15 protein-coding genes are annotated in these 16150 nt (G+C 64.9%); 1 reads left to right on the top strand and 14 read right to left on the bottom strand.

What is annotated here, in order from left to right; genetic code table 11:
• Positions 1-226: 226 nt before the first annotated feature.
• The 5 genes from ftsA to CXR43_RS13770 form a co-directional block, all read right to left on the bottom strand.
• On the bottom strand, positions 227-1558 hold the full coding sequence (gene ftsA, locus CXR43_RS13790; protein WP_103334619.1) for a cell division protein FtsA: 1332 nt from the start codon (positions 1556-1558) through the stop codon (positions 227-229).
• Positions 1555-2463, bottom strand: a complete 909-nt coding sequence (locus tag CXR43_RS13785; protein WP_103334618.1) for a cell division protein FtsQ/DivIB — start codon at positions 2461-2463, stop codon at positions 1555-1557. The genes ftsA and CXR43_RS13785 overlap by 4 nt, the downstream gene beginning before the upstream one ends.
• Complete coding sequence (locus tag CXR43_RS13780) at positions 2451-3368, bottom strand: D-alanine--D-alanine ligase (protein WP_210402095.1); 918 nt, start codon at positions 3366-3368, stop codon at positions 2451-2453. Before CXR43_RS13780 ends, CXR43_RS13785 begins: the two co-directional genes overlap by 13 nt.
• 59 nt (positions 3369-3427) lie before the next feature.
• Entirely contained in the window at positions 3428-4348 is a 921-nt protein-coding gene (gene murB / locus CXR43_RS13775) for a UDP-N-acetylmuramate dehydrogenase (RefSeq protein ID WP_103334617.1), read from the bottom strand.
• A gap of 174 nt (positions 4349-4522) precedes the next feature.
• Positions 4523-4906 (bottom strand): PRC-barrel domain-containing protein, encoded by a 384-nt coding sequence (locus tag CXR43_RS13770; protein WP_103334616.1) that lies wholly within the window; start codon positions 4904-4906, stop codon positions 4523-4525.
• Between the two features lie 263 nt (positions 4907-5169).
• Between CXR43_RS13770 and CXR43_RS13765 the strand changes: the two genes are divergently transcribed.
• Positions 5170-5469: a hypothetical protein gene (locus CXR43_RS13765; protein ID WP_103334615.1), complete on the top strand. Its 300-nt coding sequence runs from the start codon at positions 5170-5172 to the stop codon at positions 5467-5469.
• 7 nt (positions 5470-5476) lie between these two features.
• Here the strand turns inward: CXR43_RS13765 and CXR43_RS13760 are convergent, their stop codons facing one another.
• The 9 genes from CXR43_RS13760 to CXR43_RS13720 form a co-directional block, all read right to left on the bottom strand.
• Positions 5477-5734, bottom strand: coding sequence for a DUF2484 family protein (locus CXR43_RS13760; RefSeq protein WP_103334614.1), 258 nt, complete (start codon positions 5732-5734; stop codon positions 5477-5479).
• Positions 5731-7143 (bottom strand): UDP-N-acetylmuramate--L-alanine ligase, encoded by a 1413-nt coding sequence (gene murC, locus CXR43_RS13755; RefSeq protein ID WP_103334613.1) that lies wholly within the window; start codon positions 7141-7143, stop codon positions 5731-5733. The genes CXR43_RS13760 and murC overlap by 4 nt, the downstream gene beginning before the upstream one ends.
• Complete coding sequence (locus CXR43_RS13750; RefSeq protein ID WP_103334612.1) at positions 7140-8255, bottom strand: UDP-N-acetylglucosamine--N-acetylmuramyl-(pentapeptide) pyrophosphoryl-undecaprenol N-acetylglucosamine transferase; 1116 nt, start codon at positions 8253-8255, stop codon at positions 7140-7142. Before CXR43_RS13750 ends, murC begins: the two co-directional genes overlap by 4 nt.
• The gene (locus tag CXR43_RS13745) at positions 8255-9418 is read right to left on the bottom strand and encodes a peptidoglycan glycosyltransferase FtsW (RefSeq protein WP_103334611.1); all 1164 of its coding nucleotides are present in this window, start codon (positions 9416-9418) and stop codon (positions 8255-8257) included. The genes CXR43_RS13750 and CXR43_RS13745 overlap by 1 nt, the downstream gene beginning before the upstream one ends.
• 353 nt (positions 9419-9771) lie before the next feature.
• Positions 9772-11184, bottom strand: coding sequence for a UDP-N-acetylmuramoyl-L-alanine--D-glutamate ligase (gene murD, locus CXR43_RS13740; protein WP_103334610.1), 1413 nt, complete (start codon positions 11182-11184; stop codon positions 9772-9774).
• Positions 11185-11208: 24 nt separating this feature from the next.
• Positions 11209-11871, bottom strand: coding sequence for a DUF2161 family putative PD-(D/E)XK-type phosphodiesterase (locus CXR43_RS13735; protein WP_246831390.1), 663 nt, complete (start codon positions 11869-11871; stop codon positions 11209-11211).
• 248 nt (positions 11872-12119) lie between these two features.
• Positions 12120-13202, bottom strand: coding sequence for a phospho-N-acetylmuramoyl-pentapeptide-transferase (gene mraY / locus CXR43_RS13730; RefSeq protein ID WP_103334609.1), 1083 nt, complete (start codon positions 13200-13202; stop codon positions 12120-12122).
• Positions 13203-14645 carry a UDP-N-acetylmuramoyl-tripeptide--D-alanyl-D-alanine ligase gene (locus CXR43_RS13725; protein WP_435530808.1) on the bottom strand — a complete coding sequence of 481 codons (1443 nt, stop codon included), beginning with the start codon at positions 14643-14645 and terminating at the stop codon, positions 13203-13205.
• Between the two features lie 2 nt (positions 14646-14647).
• The gene (locus CXR43_RS13720) at positions 14648-16141 is read right to left on the bottom strand and encodes a UDP-N-acetylmuramoyl-L-alanyl-D-glutamate--2,6-diaminopimelate ligase (RefSeq protein ID WP_103334607.1); all 1494 of its coding nucleotides are present in this window, start codon (positions 16139-16141) and stop codon (positions 14648-14650) included.
• Positions 16142-16150: the final 9 nt, after the last annotated feature.

Genomic DNA, 16150 nt, shown 5'->3' with positions numbered 1-16150 from the left:
TATCCGCCTGTCTTTTGTTGCGCCGCCAGAGGTCTTGGTGCCACCGCGTCTGATTTCCTGATCGGGGGCAATGCGCCTGTCCCGGACGCGTCTTTCCCCGAATTAACAGTTAGAATATCCGCAAGCCCGTCAGTCGTCACTTAAAAAAGCGTCAATAACCCACAAAATATGGGGTATCACTCCGCTTTTTTCAGCGGGATTTCGCCGTCAACACAGAATGTGGGGGTTACCAGTTGTCTTTGAACCACTTTACCACGCGCTTGAGCGATCGGGCCGGGTAGCGTTCGGTCGGAATCTCGAAATCCCACCATTCATCCTGCGGGTGGGCTGCGAACAGACACAGGCCCACCGTCGACGAGAACGCCGCCCCCGTCGCCGCCTGTGGCAGCCCCTGAACCCGCAGCGGACGGCCCAAACGCACCCGCTGACCCAGAATGCGGCTGGCCAAACCGTCAAGCCCCGGGATCTGGCTTGCGCCGCCGGTCAACACGATCTGCTGACTTGGCAGGCTGTCAAAGCCCGCCGCGTCCAGCCGCGCGCGAACCTCTTCCAGAATTTCCTCGACGCGTGGCCGCATGATGCCGATCAGTTCGGCCCGGCTGACCTGACGGCGGTCCTTTTCCCAGTCGCCGGAATCGCCGCCGACCTCGATCATCTCGCGGTCGTCCATGCCGGTCGCCTGCACACCGCCATGCTTGGTCTTGATGCGTTCAGCCACTGCCATCGGCACCATCAAGCCCTTCGAGATGTCGCTGGTGACGTGATCGCCGCCCATCCGCACGGCATCCGCAAAGATCATATGCTTCTTGATGAAAACGGAAAGGCCAGTCGACCCGCCGCCCATGTCGATGCAGGCTGCGCCCAGTTCCTGCTCATCCTCGACCAAAGCCGAGATGCCGGAGACATAGGCCGAAGACGCCATCCCCGCCAGTTCCAGATCGCAGCGCTGGATGCAGTGCAGGATGTTCTGGACCACATTGCCATCAATCGACAGCAAGTGCATGTCGGTCGCCAGCCGGTTGCCGATCTGGCCGCGCGGATCGCCAAGGCCGGACCGGTGGTCGAGAGCAAAGTTCACCGGCTGCGCGTGCAGCACCTCTCGGTCCGGCCCGATATCGGGCACGTCGCAGGCGGCCAGCACCCGGGCGACATCCTGTTCGGTCACGACCGAATCTTCCAGATCAATCTCCCCGGCCAGCCCATAGCTGCGGGGTTCAGCACCCGAGAAGCAGGCGATTACGTGATCGACGCGCACATTGGCCATCTTCTGCGCGGCCTGCACGGCAGTGCGCACGGCGCGTTCGGTTTCCGCCATCACGGTGATTTCGCCAAAGCGCACCCCGCGCGACCGTGTGGTAGCTGCGCCGATCACCCGGAACGACGATTGCCCCGCCATCGGCCCCACAGCATCGTCACCGAAGCTATCGATCCCGTCAAACCGCAGGATCAGGCAGGCGATTTTCGAGGTGCCGATGTCCAGAATGGCAATGACGCCGCGTTGCATGGCGGCACGGCGCATGTTCCGCATGGCGCGTTGCGCCTGATAAAGGTCGGTCATAGCTCGCTCCCGCTGGTGTCGATGCCCTGTGATTGCCGCAACTGATTCAGCGCATAGGGCGCCAGTCGCAACACGGGTCGGTGTTCTGTTCTCAGGTCTACGGCAAGGATATCCCGGCCCAGAAGATCCCCCGCCTGATGCAGGGCAATCAGCCGTTCGATGGCGGCAATCGGCTGCTCCTGTGGCAGCAGGATGCGCTGGTTGCGGTCCAGCACCACATCCCAGCGCCGCTCCCCCACCCGGACCAGCCCGCGCACGCGCGAGGCGATCGGGGCCGCAGCCTGCAACAAGGCCAGCGCCTCTGGTGTCGCACTGTCGGCGGCGTCGCCCGCGATGATCGGCAGGTCAGGCCGGTCACTGCGGGCGGCAAGACTGGCCACCCGGTGCCCGGTGGCATCCAGCATCTCAATCCCGTCATCCGTGCGCCAGAGCAGCGCCGGTTCGCGCTCGGTGATCGCCACTTCCAGCACGCCCCCCGACCGCACGATTAGGTCGGCGCGCGCAATCGCGTCCAGCTCCTGAATGCGCGCCCGCGCCGCCGCCAGATCAATGTCAAACGACGACTGCGGCAGTTTCAGATCCAGCCGGGCCCGCACAGCATCTGCCAGTTCGGGCGAGGCACCGGTCACCGAAATCAGCCCCACCATGAACTCTGGCCGGTTCTGAAATTGCGTCCGGATCTCGGTGATCCCGCCGGCAATCATGTCACGCCGGTCCTGATCGGCCAGAAATATGCCAACGGTCGAGACCAGCACAAAGGTTGGCAGCCCAACCCGGAACATCACCCGAAACAGCGGCGTCAGCCACAGCCGCTGCATCCGGTAGGCCCATTTCGTCGGGGCCGGATCGCGGCGCAGCGGAATGGCCGCCAAGGGAGGACGGCGCGGCGCGTTCAGCGGTTGCATGACGCATCCTCCACGATCCAGCGGCACAGTTCGGGAAACGGGATGCCCATATGCGCCGCCTGTTCAGGCGAAAGCGATGTGGGCGTCATCCCCGGCTGCGTGTTGGTTTCCAGCAGGATCAAGCCGTCAAGCCCCCGGCTTTCATCCCAGCGGATATCGGTGCGGCTCAGGCCCCGGCATCCCAGCGCCCGGTGCGCGCGCAGCGCATAGTCCAGACAGGCAGCCTCGATCTCAGCCGGGATCTGCGCGGGCACCTGATGACGGCTGCCACCCGGTTTGTATTTGGCGTCGTAGTCATACCAGCCGTCGGTGATGATATCTGTCACGCACAGTGCCCGGTCGCCCATCACCGAAATCGACAGTTCCCGTCCAGGCGCATAGGCTTCAACCATCACCGTCGCGGGCATTTCCGCCGACAAGCGCGGCGCGTTGCTGCCGGGATGAACGATATACACCCCGACCGATGAGCCCTCGTTGTTGGGCTTGACCACATAGGGCGGTGCCAGCACATGCCCGGCCTCGACCGCTTCCCGTGGCACAATCACCGACTCCGCCACCGGCAGACCGGCGGCACGGTAAATCTCCTTGGTACGCTGCTTGTCCATCGCCAGAGACGACGCCAGCACCCCGGAATGCGTGTAAGGAATGTGCAACCATTCCAGCATACCCTGTACGCAACCGTCTTCACCCCAGCGGCCATGCAGGGCGTTGAACACCACATCGGGGGAAATATCTGCCAGACGTGCGGGCAGGTCCGGGCCAGCATCGACCTCGACCACTTGAAATCCCGCCTCGCGCAGCGCGTTTCCACAGGCATTGCCCGTGGATAAGGAAACCTCCCGCTCTGCGGATGGCCCACCCATGATCACCGCCACGCAGGACACCTTGCCAGATGCACCCGCCATTTACTGCCTCTCGGGTCACTTTGGACCCTTGTTCTTGTTATTTTGCGGATTGTTGGCCGTTACGCTTCACCAATCCGCATGATTTCCCATTCTAACGTGATCCCACTGGTTTGGAAAACCTTTTTTCGTACCGCCTCGCCCAGATTTTCAAGATCGGCGGCAGTTGCCCCGCCGGTGTTGATCAGGAAATTGGAATGCATCGGGCTCATCTGCGCGCCGCCAAGCCTTGCCCCCCGCATCCCGGCGTCATCGATGACTTTCCAGGCCTTCAGCGCGTGGCTGTCATCGGCCCGTCCGGTGGAGGAATGCCCCACCGGATTGCGGAACGTCGATCCCGCGCTGCGGTCTTTCACCGGCTGGCTGGCGTCGCGCTTTGCAATCTGCTCTGCCATCCGCGCCTCCAAGGCGTCCGGGTCACCTTGCTGGGCCCGGAACGTGGCACGGATCACCACCGCACCATCGGGCAAGTCTGATTGGCGATAGCGCAGGGCCAAGGCCGATGCCGGCAAATCGACCACCTGCCCGGTCCGCAACACAACACGCACCTCTTCCAGCACATCCGCGACATAAGACCCGTAGCATCCGGCATTCATCCGCACCGCGCCGCCGATGCTGCCCGGGATGGTGCGCAGAAATGTCAGATCCAGGCCCGCCTCGGCGGCCCGGCGCGCCACATGCGCGTCCAGCGCCGCCGCACCGGCGTGCACGCGATTTTCGTCAATATCGATCCCGTTGAAGCCCCGGCCCAAGCGGATCACCACGCCCCGCAGTCCGCCGTCGCGGACAATCAGGTTCGACCCCACGCCCATCGGAAACACCGGCACATCTGCCGGCACCGCAGCCAGAAACGCCGCAAGATCATCGACATCCGCCGGCTGGAACAGCCAGTCTGCCGGACCACCGACCCTGAGCCAGGTCAGATCGGCCAAAGACCGGTTGGACGTCAGCGTGCCGCGCGGGGTGGGAAGGGTCTGGGTCATGCCCCTTGGTAGCCGCGCCCGCCCACCGAAGACAAGTCCCCCCGGCCAAGATCATACCAGTCCGACATCTGGCCACAGACCAAAGCGGGCGCAGCCTTGCTGCGCCCGCCCTAGGTTCGCCAAAATTCTGTTCAAACCCGGAGTATCAATCCGGGTGCCAGCAATCTTGCGGCATCACAGCCAGTAGGGGGCCACCCCGTAATAGTCATGGCTGCGCTGCTGCCAGTCACGGTTTTCGCGCCAGCTTTCGTCCTGCTTCGGGGCATTCTCGAGCTGTTCTTTGGTCAGATCGGTGACATAGCCTTCGCGCGCCGTATCATACTTCAGCTTGCCAAAGGGAATCGCGTGGTGGTCGCTGCCGATTCCCAAAAAGCCGCCGAATTCCAGAACGCCGTAAACGGTTTTGCCGGACGTGGCGTCGATCATGACATCCTCGATATGTCCAAGCTCTTCACCGGCCGGGCTGTACACCCGCGTGCCCTGAATGGCCTTGCCCGAAATCAGGCTGCTGCCGGTGTGATTGGTCGATGCGCTGTCCGCAAAAGATTGGGTTTGCATAGCAAGTCCTCCTTTAGGGCAGGCCCGGTCACCAGTGACCTTTTCGCCTGCCGTACACAGGACAAACGGCTCAAGCGCGCCAAGGTTCCGGCAAATCTTCTCCAGACGCTGCGCAGATGTGGTGCCAGAACGCGTTGAGCACATCCCGCACAGGAGCATTGGTCAGCGCCCTGCCTCGGGCACCCAGAGGAAATTCAACAGGGAACGCGACTGCCCCTGCACGCGTTGACCAAGTCCAACACAGACTTAAAAGGAGACCGGCAATGGCTTTTCCATACCTGCGATCCACCATCCTTCCGCTGGTCATCGGCTGCATCGCCGGGGTTGTTGTGATTGCGGGCCTGACGGCGGGTTACTACGGCTGGCAACTCTTTGCCGTTGCGGTTCTCATTGGGGTCGGCCTTGGCGTGCCTTTCGGCTTGTGGAACGTGCGCCGCATGCGGGCAACGCCTCCGCTGACCCGGCCTGCAAGTCCGACAATGGACCCGAGCGCGGCAGCGCGCGAAGTTGATCCGCTCCGGGCGGAACCCTATCCGCCTGCTCCCGATCAAGGCCGCGCCTGAGGGCAGATCACTCTGCCGGGGTTCCGGTCTTGCTGCGCAACCAGCGCAAAAGATGGATCAGCGGCCAGCGCAACACGCTGGCTCCGGCCGCAAGGATCAGCATGCCCCAAACCGGGCCGTTTTGCGCCGTAACCCAGCCCACGAGTGGAATGCCGACGGCAATCAGGGCGTAGGCCGCACGCCAATGGTGATCACGGCTGGGCAGCATTGCCACGACATTCGCGGCAACCAGCCAGAGCAATGCGGCACCAAGCGCGCTGATCATGCAGCCTTCTCCACCAGCTTGGCCGGCAGGTTGTTGGCCCAGACGCTGATCGTGCCTGCCCCAAGGCAGACAAACATGTCGCCCGGGCGGGCCTGTTCCCGGAACAGGCGCGTCAGATCAGCCTCATCAATCACCGCGCGGGCATGGCGGTGGCCATGCGCGATAAGCCCGGCCACCAGATCATCGCGGCTGGCACCGGCAATGGGGTCCTCACCCGCCGAATAGACCTCTGAAATGGCCACGACATCCGCCTCATTGAAGCAGGTGCAGAAATCTTCGAACAGGCTGGACAACCGGCTGTAGCGGTGAGGTTGGTGGACGGCGATGACCCGCCCCTTGGTCGATTGCCGCGCGGCGCGCAGAACGGCGGCAATCTCGACGGGGTGGTGGCCGTAATCGTCGATGATGGTCACGCCATTCACCTCGGCCACCTTGGTAAAGCGCCGGTTCACCCCGGCAAAGCTGGCCAAGGCCTCGCGGATTTCGTCTTTCTTCATCCCAAGGTGCCGCGCAACGGCAATGGCCGACAATGCGTTCGACACATTGTGATCCCCGGGCATCGGCAGGACACAGCCTTCAATCTTCGAACCTTCATCCTCGTTATTCAGCAGCACATCAAAATAGGCGCTGCCATTTTCGAACCTCAGGTTCACCGCCCGCACATCGGCCTGCGCGTTGAAGCCAAAGGTGACAATCCGCCGGTCCGCCACGCGCCCGACCAAAGCCTGAACCTCAGGATGATCCGTGCAGCACACCGCCAGACCGTAGAACGGGATGTTCGACACGAAATCAAGAAAGCCTTTGCGCAGCGCATCAAAGCTGCCCCAATGCTCCATATGCTCGGGGTCGATGTTGGTGACGATGGCAATTGTCGCGGGCAGGCGGTTGAACGAACCATCCGACTCGTCCGCCTCCACCACCATCCACTCGCCTGCCCCGGCGCGCGCGTTCGACCCATAGGAATGGATCACCCCACCGTTGATCACCGTGGGGTCAAACCCGCCCTTGTCCAGAAGCGTCGCCACCATCGTCGTCGTCGTGGTCTTGCCATGCGTGCCCGCCACCGCGATGTTGGACCGCATCCGCATCAGTTCCGCCAGCATCTCCGCCCGGCGCACCACCGGCAGCTTGCGCCGCCGTGCCTCTTCCAGCTCGGGGTTGCCCTTTCTGATGGCAGAGGAAATCACGATCACCGCCGCGTTGCCGATATTTTCCGCCGCCTGCCCCTCAAACACCGTGGCCCCCAGCGACACCAGCCGGTCAGTGATCTTGCTGGCCTTGGAGTCCGATCCTTGCACGCTATAGCCAAGGGTCATGAGCACCTCGGCAATGCCCGACATGCCGATGCCGCCGATCCCGACAAAGTGGATCGGCCCCAGTTCCAGCGGCAATTTGGTGGCAGCATTCATGGCTGGGTTCCTTTGGTTTCAGGCTCAGAGGCAAGCGCCTCGACAAGTGCCACCAAGCGGTCGGTGGCATCGGGACGGCCCTGCGCCAGGGCATTGGCGGCCATCCGGCTGGCAGCCTCGGGCTGCGACAGCACCGCTGCCATGTGGCCGCTGAGGCCTGTGGCGTCAAGCAGCTTTTCCGGGATCACGATCGCCGCCCCGGCTCCGGACAGCCCGCGCGCATTGGCGCTCTGGTGATCCCCCGTCGCCGCAGCGTAGGGAATCAGGATTGCCGGCCGTCCGATCACCGAAATATCGGCAATCGACGACGCGCCCGACCGAGACACCACCAGCTGCGCTTCGCTCAGCCGCGCCGGAATATCGGCAAAGAAGGGTTGCACCTCGGCCCGGATGCCCGCCTCTTCATACGCCGCCACCACCCGGTCGGTATCTTCGGCCCGGGCCTGATGCGCCACCCGCAGGTTGCGTCGGAGCGCCTCGGGCAGCAGCGCCACCGCGGCCGGCACCATATCCGACAAGATGCGCGCGCCCTGGCTTCCGCCAATCACCACCAAGGACATCGGGTAATCCCCGGGCGCGATATAGCCCGCGCCAGCCCGGTCCAGAACCGCCAGCCGCACCGGGTTGCCGGTGTGAACCCCCGCCACGCCCTCGGGCAGATCCGTCGGCCAGGTGCCACAGGCCACCCGGTCGACACGCGACGCAAACAGCGTGTTCACCCGCCCCAGCACGCCGTTCTGTTCATGGATCATTCTTGGCCGCCGCAGCACCCAGGCCGCCGCCAGCGCCGGAATCGTCGGATAGCCGCCAAAGCCCACCACCACCGCAGGCTTGTCGCGCAGCTGGCCGAACACGGCGCCCAACACACCGCCGGCAATGCGAAAGGGCACCGCCGCCCGCGCCAGCAGACCGCCGCGCGCGAATGTGGCCGAAGCCATCTGCTCCACCGCCACCACATGCGGAAAGCCCCCCGCATAGCGCGCGCCGCGGGCATCGGTCGAAAGCTTCACCCTCCAGCCCTTGCGCACCATCGCTTCGGCCAGCGCCTGCGCCGGGAACATGTGGCCGCCGGTGCCGCCCGCCGCGATCAGAAGCAAAGGTCCGCGCGCCATTACCGCCCCCTGCGCAGGATATCACCAATCTCACCCTGCGGGCGGGTGCGGGTCAAGGCCAGCAGCATGCCCATCGTGATGCCCGCTGCAATCACCGACGACCCGCCATAACTCACAAAGGGCAGCGTCATCCCCTTTGCGGGCAGCAAGCGCACCGCCACGCCCATGTTGATCATCGCCTGCACGCCAAAGATGCAGGCCAGCCCGGTGCCCGCCAGCCGGATGAACGGGTCACGTTCCCGCATCAAGCGGAACAGCGACCGCACCACGATGGTGCCGTACAGCGCCAGAATGACGAGGACAAGAATCAGCCCATATTCTTCGGCCGCGACCGCGATGATGAAGTCGGTATGCGCGTCGGGCAGAGTCCATTTCACCTGGCCCTCGCCGACGCCGACACCAAAGAAGCCGCCTTCCTGAATGGCATTGGTGGCATAGCCAATCTGGCTGCGCGGGTCGATCTCGGGGTTCAGAAAGCCGTCAATCCGCCGGGCAAAATGCTCGGAACTTTCATAGGCGATGGTGCCGCCAAAGCTGACCAGCCCGATAATGATCGCAATCAGGGTCATCGGTGCGCCGGCCACGAAATAGATCACGCCCCAGCCGAACAGGATCAGCGCTGCCTGACCAAAGTCGGGCTGAATGACCAGCAGCAGGATGACCGCCACCGTCAGGCCAAAGGACACCGATTTGCCGGGTGGGCCGTTCAGATCCTGCCCCGCCGCCATCAGCCAGGCCACGATCACCATGAAGCCCGGCTTCAGAAACTCGGATGGCTGGACCGATGCGAAGCCAAAGGAAAACCAGCGCACCGCCCCCTTGCCGAAATCGGTGCCAAACATCGGCAGCAGCATCAGGGCGACAAAGGACCCGGCAAAGCCGATCACCCCCAGCCGCCGGATCATCACCGGCGGCATCATCGACACCCCCGCCATGGTCAACAGCGCAATCACGCCGAACACCGCCTGACGTTGAACGTAATAGAAGTCATTCAAGCCGTTCCGGCTGGCCAAGGGCACGGATGCCGCAAGCCCCAGCAGCAAGCCGATGCCGAACAACACCATGATCGCTGTCAGCGACCATTTGTCGATGGTGCGCCACCAACGAGGAATCACCGGCTCTGTCACCCGAACGGGACTGGAGCCATAGACCATTTCAGTCATGGGAAAACCGCCTGTAATGCCTGCACTGCCGATTGCCCGTTAGCCGGGTCTGTCTAAAACTCTACTCAATGCCGGGCCGCAAAGCCAGCACAAAGCGGTGCCACCACGCGTGTGGCACCCCCCCGAGACTCGGGGCAAAAGCCGGCCGCCGCGCCACCCTTCGGCCCACCATGCCGCCACGGATGGCCGCCTTGCCCGAAACGTTCCGCCAAAGGGATCTGTGGCGCAGGGCCTGGCTCGCCAAGGCGCTTGCCGGTCGCTGGTGTCAGCCGCGCGCAAAGATCTGGCCCGATGTCCTTGCCCTATATGGCAAAGCCGCCCCAGTCGCAGCGGATGACGGTCGCCGGGAAAGACTAACTGCCCGCCGCCGCGATCAGTGCATGGACCTGCGCCACAAAATCCTCGCCCCGTTTTTCGAAGTTGGGATACTGATCAAAACTGGCAGCCGCCGGGGCCAGCAGCACCACCTCGCCCGGCTGGGCCTCAGCCGCGGCACTTGCCACCGCCTTGGCCATGGTCTCGCAGATGTCATGCGCGGTATCGCCCAGCTGCAAGGCAAAGTCGCGGGCCGAATGGCCGATCAGATAGGCTTTCACTACCGAGCCGAGACAGGGCTGCAACCCGGCAATCCCGCCGTCCTTGCCCATCCCCCCGGCAATCCAGCGGATGCGTGGGAAGGCCTGCAGCGCCTTGGCCGCGCTGTCAACATTGGTGGCCTTCGAGTCGTTGATGAAGCGAACCCCGCCACGCTCGGCCACCAGCTGACTGCGGTGCGGCAGCCCGGCAAAGGACTGGAACGCCCCCTCGATCAGCTTGGGCGCGATCCCCAGCGCGCGGGTGGCGGCATAGGCCGCGCAGGCATTCTGGTGGTTATGCGCCCCCGGCAGGCCCGACACGTCGCGCAGGTCGATGCTGGCCACCTGCCGCCCCTTGCGCCATTCCGACAAAAAGCCCTTGCGGGCAAAGACGCTCCAGCCAAACTGGTCCAGCTTTTGCCCCGAAGAGATGCGGATCACCCGGTCATCCAGCGGCCCCATGCCCATCTGATTGGCCAGAAACTGTCCCTCTACCTCATCCACCCCTATCACCGCCCGGTCGGGCCCGCCTTCGGAAAACAGGCGCCGCTTGGCTGCGAAATAGCCGCCCATGCCATGGTGCCGGTCCAGATGATCGGGCGACAGGTTGGTGAAGACCGCGACATCCGGGGTCAGCGCCCGGGCCAGATCGGTCTGATAGCTGGACAGTTCCAGCACCACAACCTCGCCATCCTGTGCGGGGTCGATCGACAGCACCCCCTTGCCGATGTTGCCCGCCATCTGCACGGGTCGGCCCGCGACCTCCAGAATATGATGGATCAGCGCCGTGGTGGTGGACTTGCCGTTCGACCCGGTCACGCAGACCACGCGGGGCATCACCTCGAAATCTTCCCAGTCCGACGCGGCGAAGCTGCGGAAGAACAGGCCGATGTCATTGTCCAGCGGCACCCCTTCGGCGAGCGCGCGGGCGAGGATCTTGTTGGGGGCGGGATAGAGGTGCGGGATGCCCGGGCTGGTGATCAGGCAGGCCACCCCGTCGAAGGCGTTGGCGCGGCCCAGGTCGGTCAGGGTGAAGCCCTCGGCTTCGGCGGCGGCGCGCGCCTCGGGGCTGTCGTCCCACAGCAACGGCTCCGCCCCGCCCGCGATCAGCGCGCGGGCGGTGGCGAGGCCAGACCGGCCGAGGCCCAGAACGGCGACCTTTGCGCCTGCGTAGCCCTTGACTGGAATCATCTGCCGCCCCTTTTCATTGATCCCTCACGGGATAGGGGATGGCGGCGCATCTTGGAAGAGGGCGGCATGCCCGGTGGCGGACAAGGTGTAGCGGCCCTTGGCGGGGTGATCGAACCAGCCATAATGATTGTCCCGCAGGATGGCACCCGCCCGCAAGACCCCGGTGGCGCGCGCGAGGGCGGCGGGGCCGGTGCCTTCGGCCAAGGGTGCCAGCGCCGCGGCAAGGCGCAGGGCATCCTGGCGGTAGGCGGTCATCCGCTTGATGCCGGTGGTGCCGCCGATGTTGGGGTCGCCCTGCCGCTTGTGGAACTCGCGCAGCAGACGCGCCGCCTTCGTGGTGTTCTTGCGGGGCTGATAGGGGGCGGGATCGAGATGTGGTTCGACCCTGCCTGCATGGACCGTCAACAGGCCGAGGCCAAGGCGACGCAAAAGGGCCGTCAGGTCGCGGTAGCGGTGGGTCCAGCGCCTGGGCTGGGGCACGGCGAGGTAGACGTGGTCAAACAGCCCCTGCCGCGCCACGCCCTGCAGGATCAGGGGCAGGGTGAGGGCGGTCTTGAGCTCGACGATCACCGGCGGTTCCGGGTCGCGGCAGGCCATGACATCTGCCGCCCCGACCTCGGCCTTGACGGTATAGCCTTGCGCTTCGAGGAAGGCTTTGACCGGCAGGTAGAGATCGGATTCTTTCAAGGGCTGCCCACAGTGTTACAGGGATGCGGGATAAATGATATCAAGGGGTTGGCATGTTGATGTTAGGGGATTTTTAACAAATGGGGGGCGGGGTGAACCCCGCCCTACCGAAGCTGACATGTTGCGCCCGGATGGTGGGTCAACCGTCGCGTGCCGCGAAGAACGGACCACCCTACGGCGGCTGCCGGGTCGATGCGGCGGGTCAAGCGCGCGCATGGGGCTGGTGTGGAGCCTGCCAAGCGGTCTGATCACCGCACCTTGAGCGTCGCCAGACCGATCAGCGCGAGGATCAGGCTGATGATCCAGAAGCGGATCACGATCTGGGGTTCGGCCCAGCCTTTTTTCTCGAAATGGTGGTGGATCGGGGCCATCAGGAAGACGCGTTTGCCGGTGCTCTTGAAGTAGAGCACCTGAATGATCACCGAGAGCGCCTCGACCACGAACAGGCCGCCGACGATGGCCAGCACGATTTCATGCTTGGTGCAGACCGCGATCGCCCCCAGCGCCCCGCCCAAGGCAAGGCTGCCGGTGTCGCCCATGAACACCGCTGCTGGCGGCGCGTTGTACCACAAAAACCCCATGCCGCCGCCGAACAGGGCAGCGCAAAAGATCAGAAGCTCGCCGGTGCCGGGCACAAAATGCACGCCAAGGTAGCTGGTGTAATTGAAATTGCCGACGACATAGGCGATCACGCCAAAGGTGCCTGCGGCGATCATCACCGGCATGATGGCCAATCCGTCGAGCCCATCGGTCAGGTTGACCGCATTGGCGGAGCCCACGATGACGATCATTCCGAAGGGAATGAAGAAGACCGACAGGTTCAGCAGCAGATCCTTGAGGAAGGGAAAGGCCAGCTGACTGGTGAGTTCAGGCGGATGGAAGCTGGCGGCGGCAAAGGTGGCCAGCGCCGCAATCCCGAGACCGGCCGAAAAGCGGACCTTGCCCGAGACGCCTTTGGTGGTCTGTTTGGTGACCTTGGCATAGTCATCGGCAAAGCCGATCAGACCAAAGGCGATGGTGACCAGCAACACGATCCAGACATAAGGATTGTCGAGCCGTGCCCAGAGCAGGGTGGAAAACAAGAGCGCCGACAGGATCAGCAACCCCCCCATGGTGGGCGTGCCCGCCTTGACGAAATGCGAGGCCGGACCGTCATCGCGGATCGGCTGACCCTTGCCCTGCTTGCGGCGCAGGATGTTGATCAGGGGCTGGCCGAACATGAAGCCAAAGATCAAGGCAGTCAGGAACGCCCCGCCGGCACGGAAGGTGATGTAGCGAAAGAGGTTGAAAACATCCCCTCCGCCAGAAAACTCGGTCAGCAGATATAGCATTCAGGCGGTCCCTTCTGTGGAGGCGCTGCCTTGACCCATTTTGCGCAGGGCGTCAACGACGAGGCTGACCTTTGACCCTTTGGAGCCCTTGACCAGAACGATGTCGCCTGCATCCACCAGCTGGCGGGCATGGGCGGCGAGATCGGCGGCGGTTTCGACCCATTCGCCGCGCTGCGGGCGCGGCAAGGCCATGTGCAGGGCCCGCATGCGCGGACCGACGCAATGGATGGTCTGGATCGCCGCCAGCCCCGGATGACGGGCGATGGCGACATGAAGCGCGGTCTCTGTCGGCCCCAGTTCCAGCATGTCGCCCAGAACGGCGATGCGGCGGCCCTGCCCCACACGGCCGACCCCGTTTTCAGGCTGCGCCGCGATGAGCACGTCGAGACTGGCCGCCATCGAGGCGGGATTGGCGTTGAAGGCGTCGTCGATCAGTTGAAAGCTGGTTTCGTCAATGCGGTCGAGCAGGATGGTTTCGCGCGTGCCGCGCCCCAGCGGTGGCTGCCAGTTGCCGATATCGCAGGCGGCGATGGTGGCATCACAGCCAAGGGCATCGGCAACGGCCAGCGCCCCCAGCGCATTGAGCGCAAAATGCTTGCCGGGGGTGCGGACCTTGAACAGAAGCGGCAGCCCGTTGCGGGTGGCGCGGACGACGGTGGCATCATCGGTGATGTCGGCGTGGTCCATGTGGTAGCGCGCGCCGGGGCTGGCGCCAAACAGCACCGCCCTGGCACCGCTGTCTGCGGCCTTGGCCAGCAGGATCGGCGTGGTGGGCAGGTCGGCATTCAGGATCGCGGTGCCGCCCGGCAGAAGGCCCTCCATGATGGCGGCCTTTTCCTGCGCGATGGCGTCAACATCCGGGAACGCCTCCAGATGGGCCGGGGCGACAATGGTGATCAGGATCACATGCGGTTGCGCCATGCGCGCCAGAGGGGCGATTTCGCCGGGGTGGTTCATGCCGATCTCGATCACGGCGAAGTCGGCGTCCTGCGGCATGCGGGCCAGCGTCAGCGGCACACCCCAGTGGTTGTTATAGCTGGCCTCTGCGGCATGGACCTTGCCCTGGCCGCCAAGGATGGCGCGGAGCATTTCCTTGGTCGATGTCTTGCCGACCGAGCCGGTGACGCCGACAACCTTGGCCCGGGTGCGGGCGCGGGCGAAGGTGCCAAGCTGTTCCAGTGCGCGCAAAACATCGGGGACGATCAGCAGCGGGGCGTCTTCGGCAACGCCCGCCGGACGGTGTGTGACCACGGCGGCGGCCGCGCCTTTGGCAAGGGCTTGCGCCACGAAATCATGCCCGTCGCGCAGGTCTTTGAGCGCCACGAACAGGTCTCCGGGGCGCAGGGTGCGGGTGTCGATCGAGACGCCTGTGGCCTGCCACGCGGTGGTGGTGAGGGCGCCGGTGGCGGCCACGGCATCGGCAGATGTCCAGAGCGCGGGCACCATCAGATCACCCCATCAAGGGCGGCGACAGCGACGCTGGCCTGTTCGACATCATCAAACGGGTAGACCTGGCCCCCGATGGTCTGGCCGGTTTCGTGCCCCTTGCCCGCGATCAGCAGGGCATCGCCGGGTTGCAGGGCATCGACACCGCGCAGGATGGCCTCGGCGCGGTCGCCGACCTCGGTGGCCTCCGGGCAGGCGGCCAGGATGGCGGCGCGGATGCTGGCGGGGTCCTCGGAGCGGGGGTTGTCATCGGTGACGAAGAGCACATCGGCATGGGCGGCGGCGGCGGCCCCCATCAGGGGGCGCTTGGTGGTGTCACGGTCGCCGCCTGCGCCGAAGACGATGATGATCCGGCCCATGACATGCGGGCGAAGCGCCTTGAGCGCGGTCTCGATGGCGTCTGGCGTGTGGGCATAATCGACATAGACGGCCGCACCGTTGCTGCGCGTGGCGGCCAGTTGCATGCGGCCGCGCACGCCGGTGAGTTTCGGGAAGGTGGCAAAGACTGCCTGCGGGTTGTCCCCCGAGGCGATGGCGAGGCCCGCCCCGAGGGCCACGTTCTCGGCCTGAAACCCGCCCACAAGGTTCAGGCGGGTCATGTGCGGCTGGCCCTGCCAGGAAAAGCGCAGATCCTGCCCGGTGGCGTCATAGCGGTGCGACAGCAGGCGCAGATCGGCGCCCTGGCCATGGCCGATCGTCATGGTGGGCAGACCCCGGTCAAGGCAGAGCTCCACAATCTCTGAGCCATGCGCGCCGTTCAGGTTGACCACGGCCACCGCGTCATCGGGCAAGAGACGCGAGAACAAGGCGGATTTGGCGGCCAGATAGGCCTCCATGGTGCCGTGGTAATCCAGATGGTCCTGCGTCAGATTGGTGAAGCCGGCGGCACACAGGCGCACGCCATCCATCCGGCGCTGGTCAAGGCCGTGGGAGGAGGCCTCCATCGCGCCATGGGTCACGCCCGCCGCAGCTGCCTGCGCCAGCATCGCGTGCAGCGTGATGGCATCTGGCGTGGTATAGGCCGAAGGGGCGGTCCATGCGCCCTCGACCCCCGTTGTGCCGATGTTGATGGCGGGGTGGTCCAGCGCTTCCCAGATCTGGCGGGTGAAGGTGGCGACCGAGGTCTTGCCGTTGGTCCCGGTGACGGCGACCATGCGGGCGGGCTGGGCCATGAACCACAGGCTGGCCGCGCGGGCCAGCGCCTCACGCGCGTCTTCGACCACCACAACCGGGGTGGGTCCGGAGGGCAGCAGGCGGGCACCGGCGGCATCGGTCAGGATGGCAGCGGCCCCCTGCTCCAGCGCGGTGGCCGCGAAGCTGGCCCCATGCACCCGGCTGCCGGGCAGGGCCGCAAAGAGAAAACCGGGCTGCACCGCCCGGCTGTCGACCGTAAGCCCGAGGATCACGGGATTGGCACCGGCCCGCGGCGTCAGACCCAGATCTGCCAGAGTCGCGCGGCGGGGTGCGCGAGGATGTGCCCGTTGCGGTGCCATGTCATGTCC

This window comes from Pseudotabrizicola formosa (assembly GCF_002900965.1).
Taxonomy (GTDB): domain Bacteria; phylum Pseudomonadota; class Alphaproteobacteria; order Rhodobacterales; family Rhodobacteraceae; genus Pseudotabrizicola; species Pseudotabrizicola formosa.
This window is presented reverse-complemented; position numbering and strand designations above follow the sequence as displayed.

Coding starts and splice junctions, on each gene's coding strand:
- ftsA (WP_103334619.1), bottom strand. CDS start 1,558: ATGACCGACCTTTATCAGGCGCAACGCGCCATGCGGAACATGCGCCGT.
- CXR43_RS13785 (WP_103334618.1), bottom strand. CDS start 2,463: ATGCAACCGCTGAACGCGCCGCGCCGTCCTCCCTTGGCGGCCATTCCG.
- CXR43_RS13780 (WP_210402095.1), bottom strand. CDS start 3,368: ATGGCGGGTGCATCTGGCAAGGTGTCCTGCGTGGCGGTGATCATGGGT.
- murB (WP_103334617.1), bottom strand. CDS start 4,348: ATGACCCAGACCCTTCCCACCCCGCGCGGCACGCTGACGTCCAACCGG.
- CXR43_RS13770 (WP_103334616.1), bottom strand. CDS start 4,906: ATGCAAACCCAATCTTTTGCGGACAGCGCATCGACCAATCACACCGGC.
- CXR43_RS13765 (WP_103334615.1), top strand. CDS start 5,170: ATGGCTTTTCCATACCTGCGATCCACCATCCTTCCGCTGGTCATCGGC.
- CXR43_RS13760 (WP_103334614.1), bottom strand. CDS start 5,734: ATGATCAGCGCGCTTGGTGCCGCATTGCTCTGGCTGGTTGCCGCGAAT.
- murC (WP_103334613.1), bottom strand. CDS start 7,143: ATGAATGCTGCCACCAAATTGCCGCTGGAACTGGGGCCGATCCACTTT.
- CXR43_RS13750 (WP_103334612.1), bottom strand. CDS start 8,255: ATGGCGCGCGGACCTTTGCTTCTGATCGCGGCGGGCGGCACCGGCGGC.
- CXR43_RS13745 (WP_103334611.1), bottom strand. CDS start 9,418: ATGACTGAAATGGTCTATGGCTCCAGTCCCGTTCGGGTGACAGAGCCG.
- murD (WP_103334610.1), bottom strand. CDS start 11,184: ATGATTCCAGTCAAGGGCTACGCAGGCGCAAAGGTCGCCGTTCTGGGC.
- mraY (WP_103334609.1), bottom strand. CDS start 13,202: ATGCTATATCTGCTGACCGAGTTTTCTGGCGGAGGGGATGTTTTCAAC.
- CXR43_RS13720 (WP_103334607.1), bottom strand. CDS start 16,141: ATGGCACCGCAACGGGCACATCCTCGCGCACCCCGCCGCGCGACTCTG.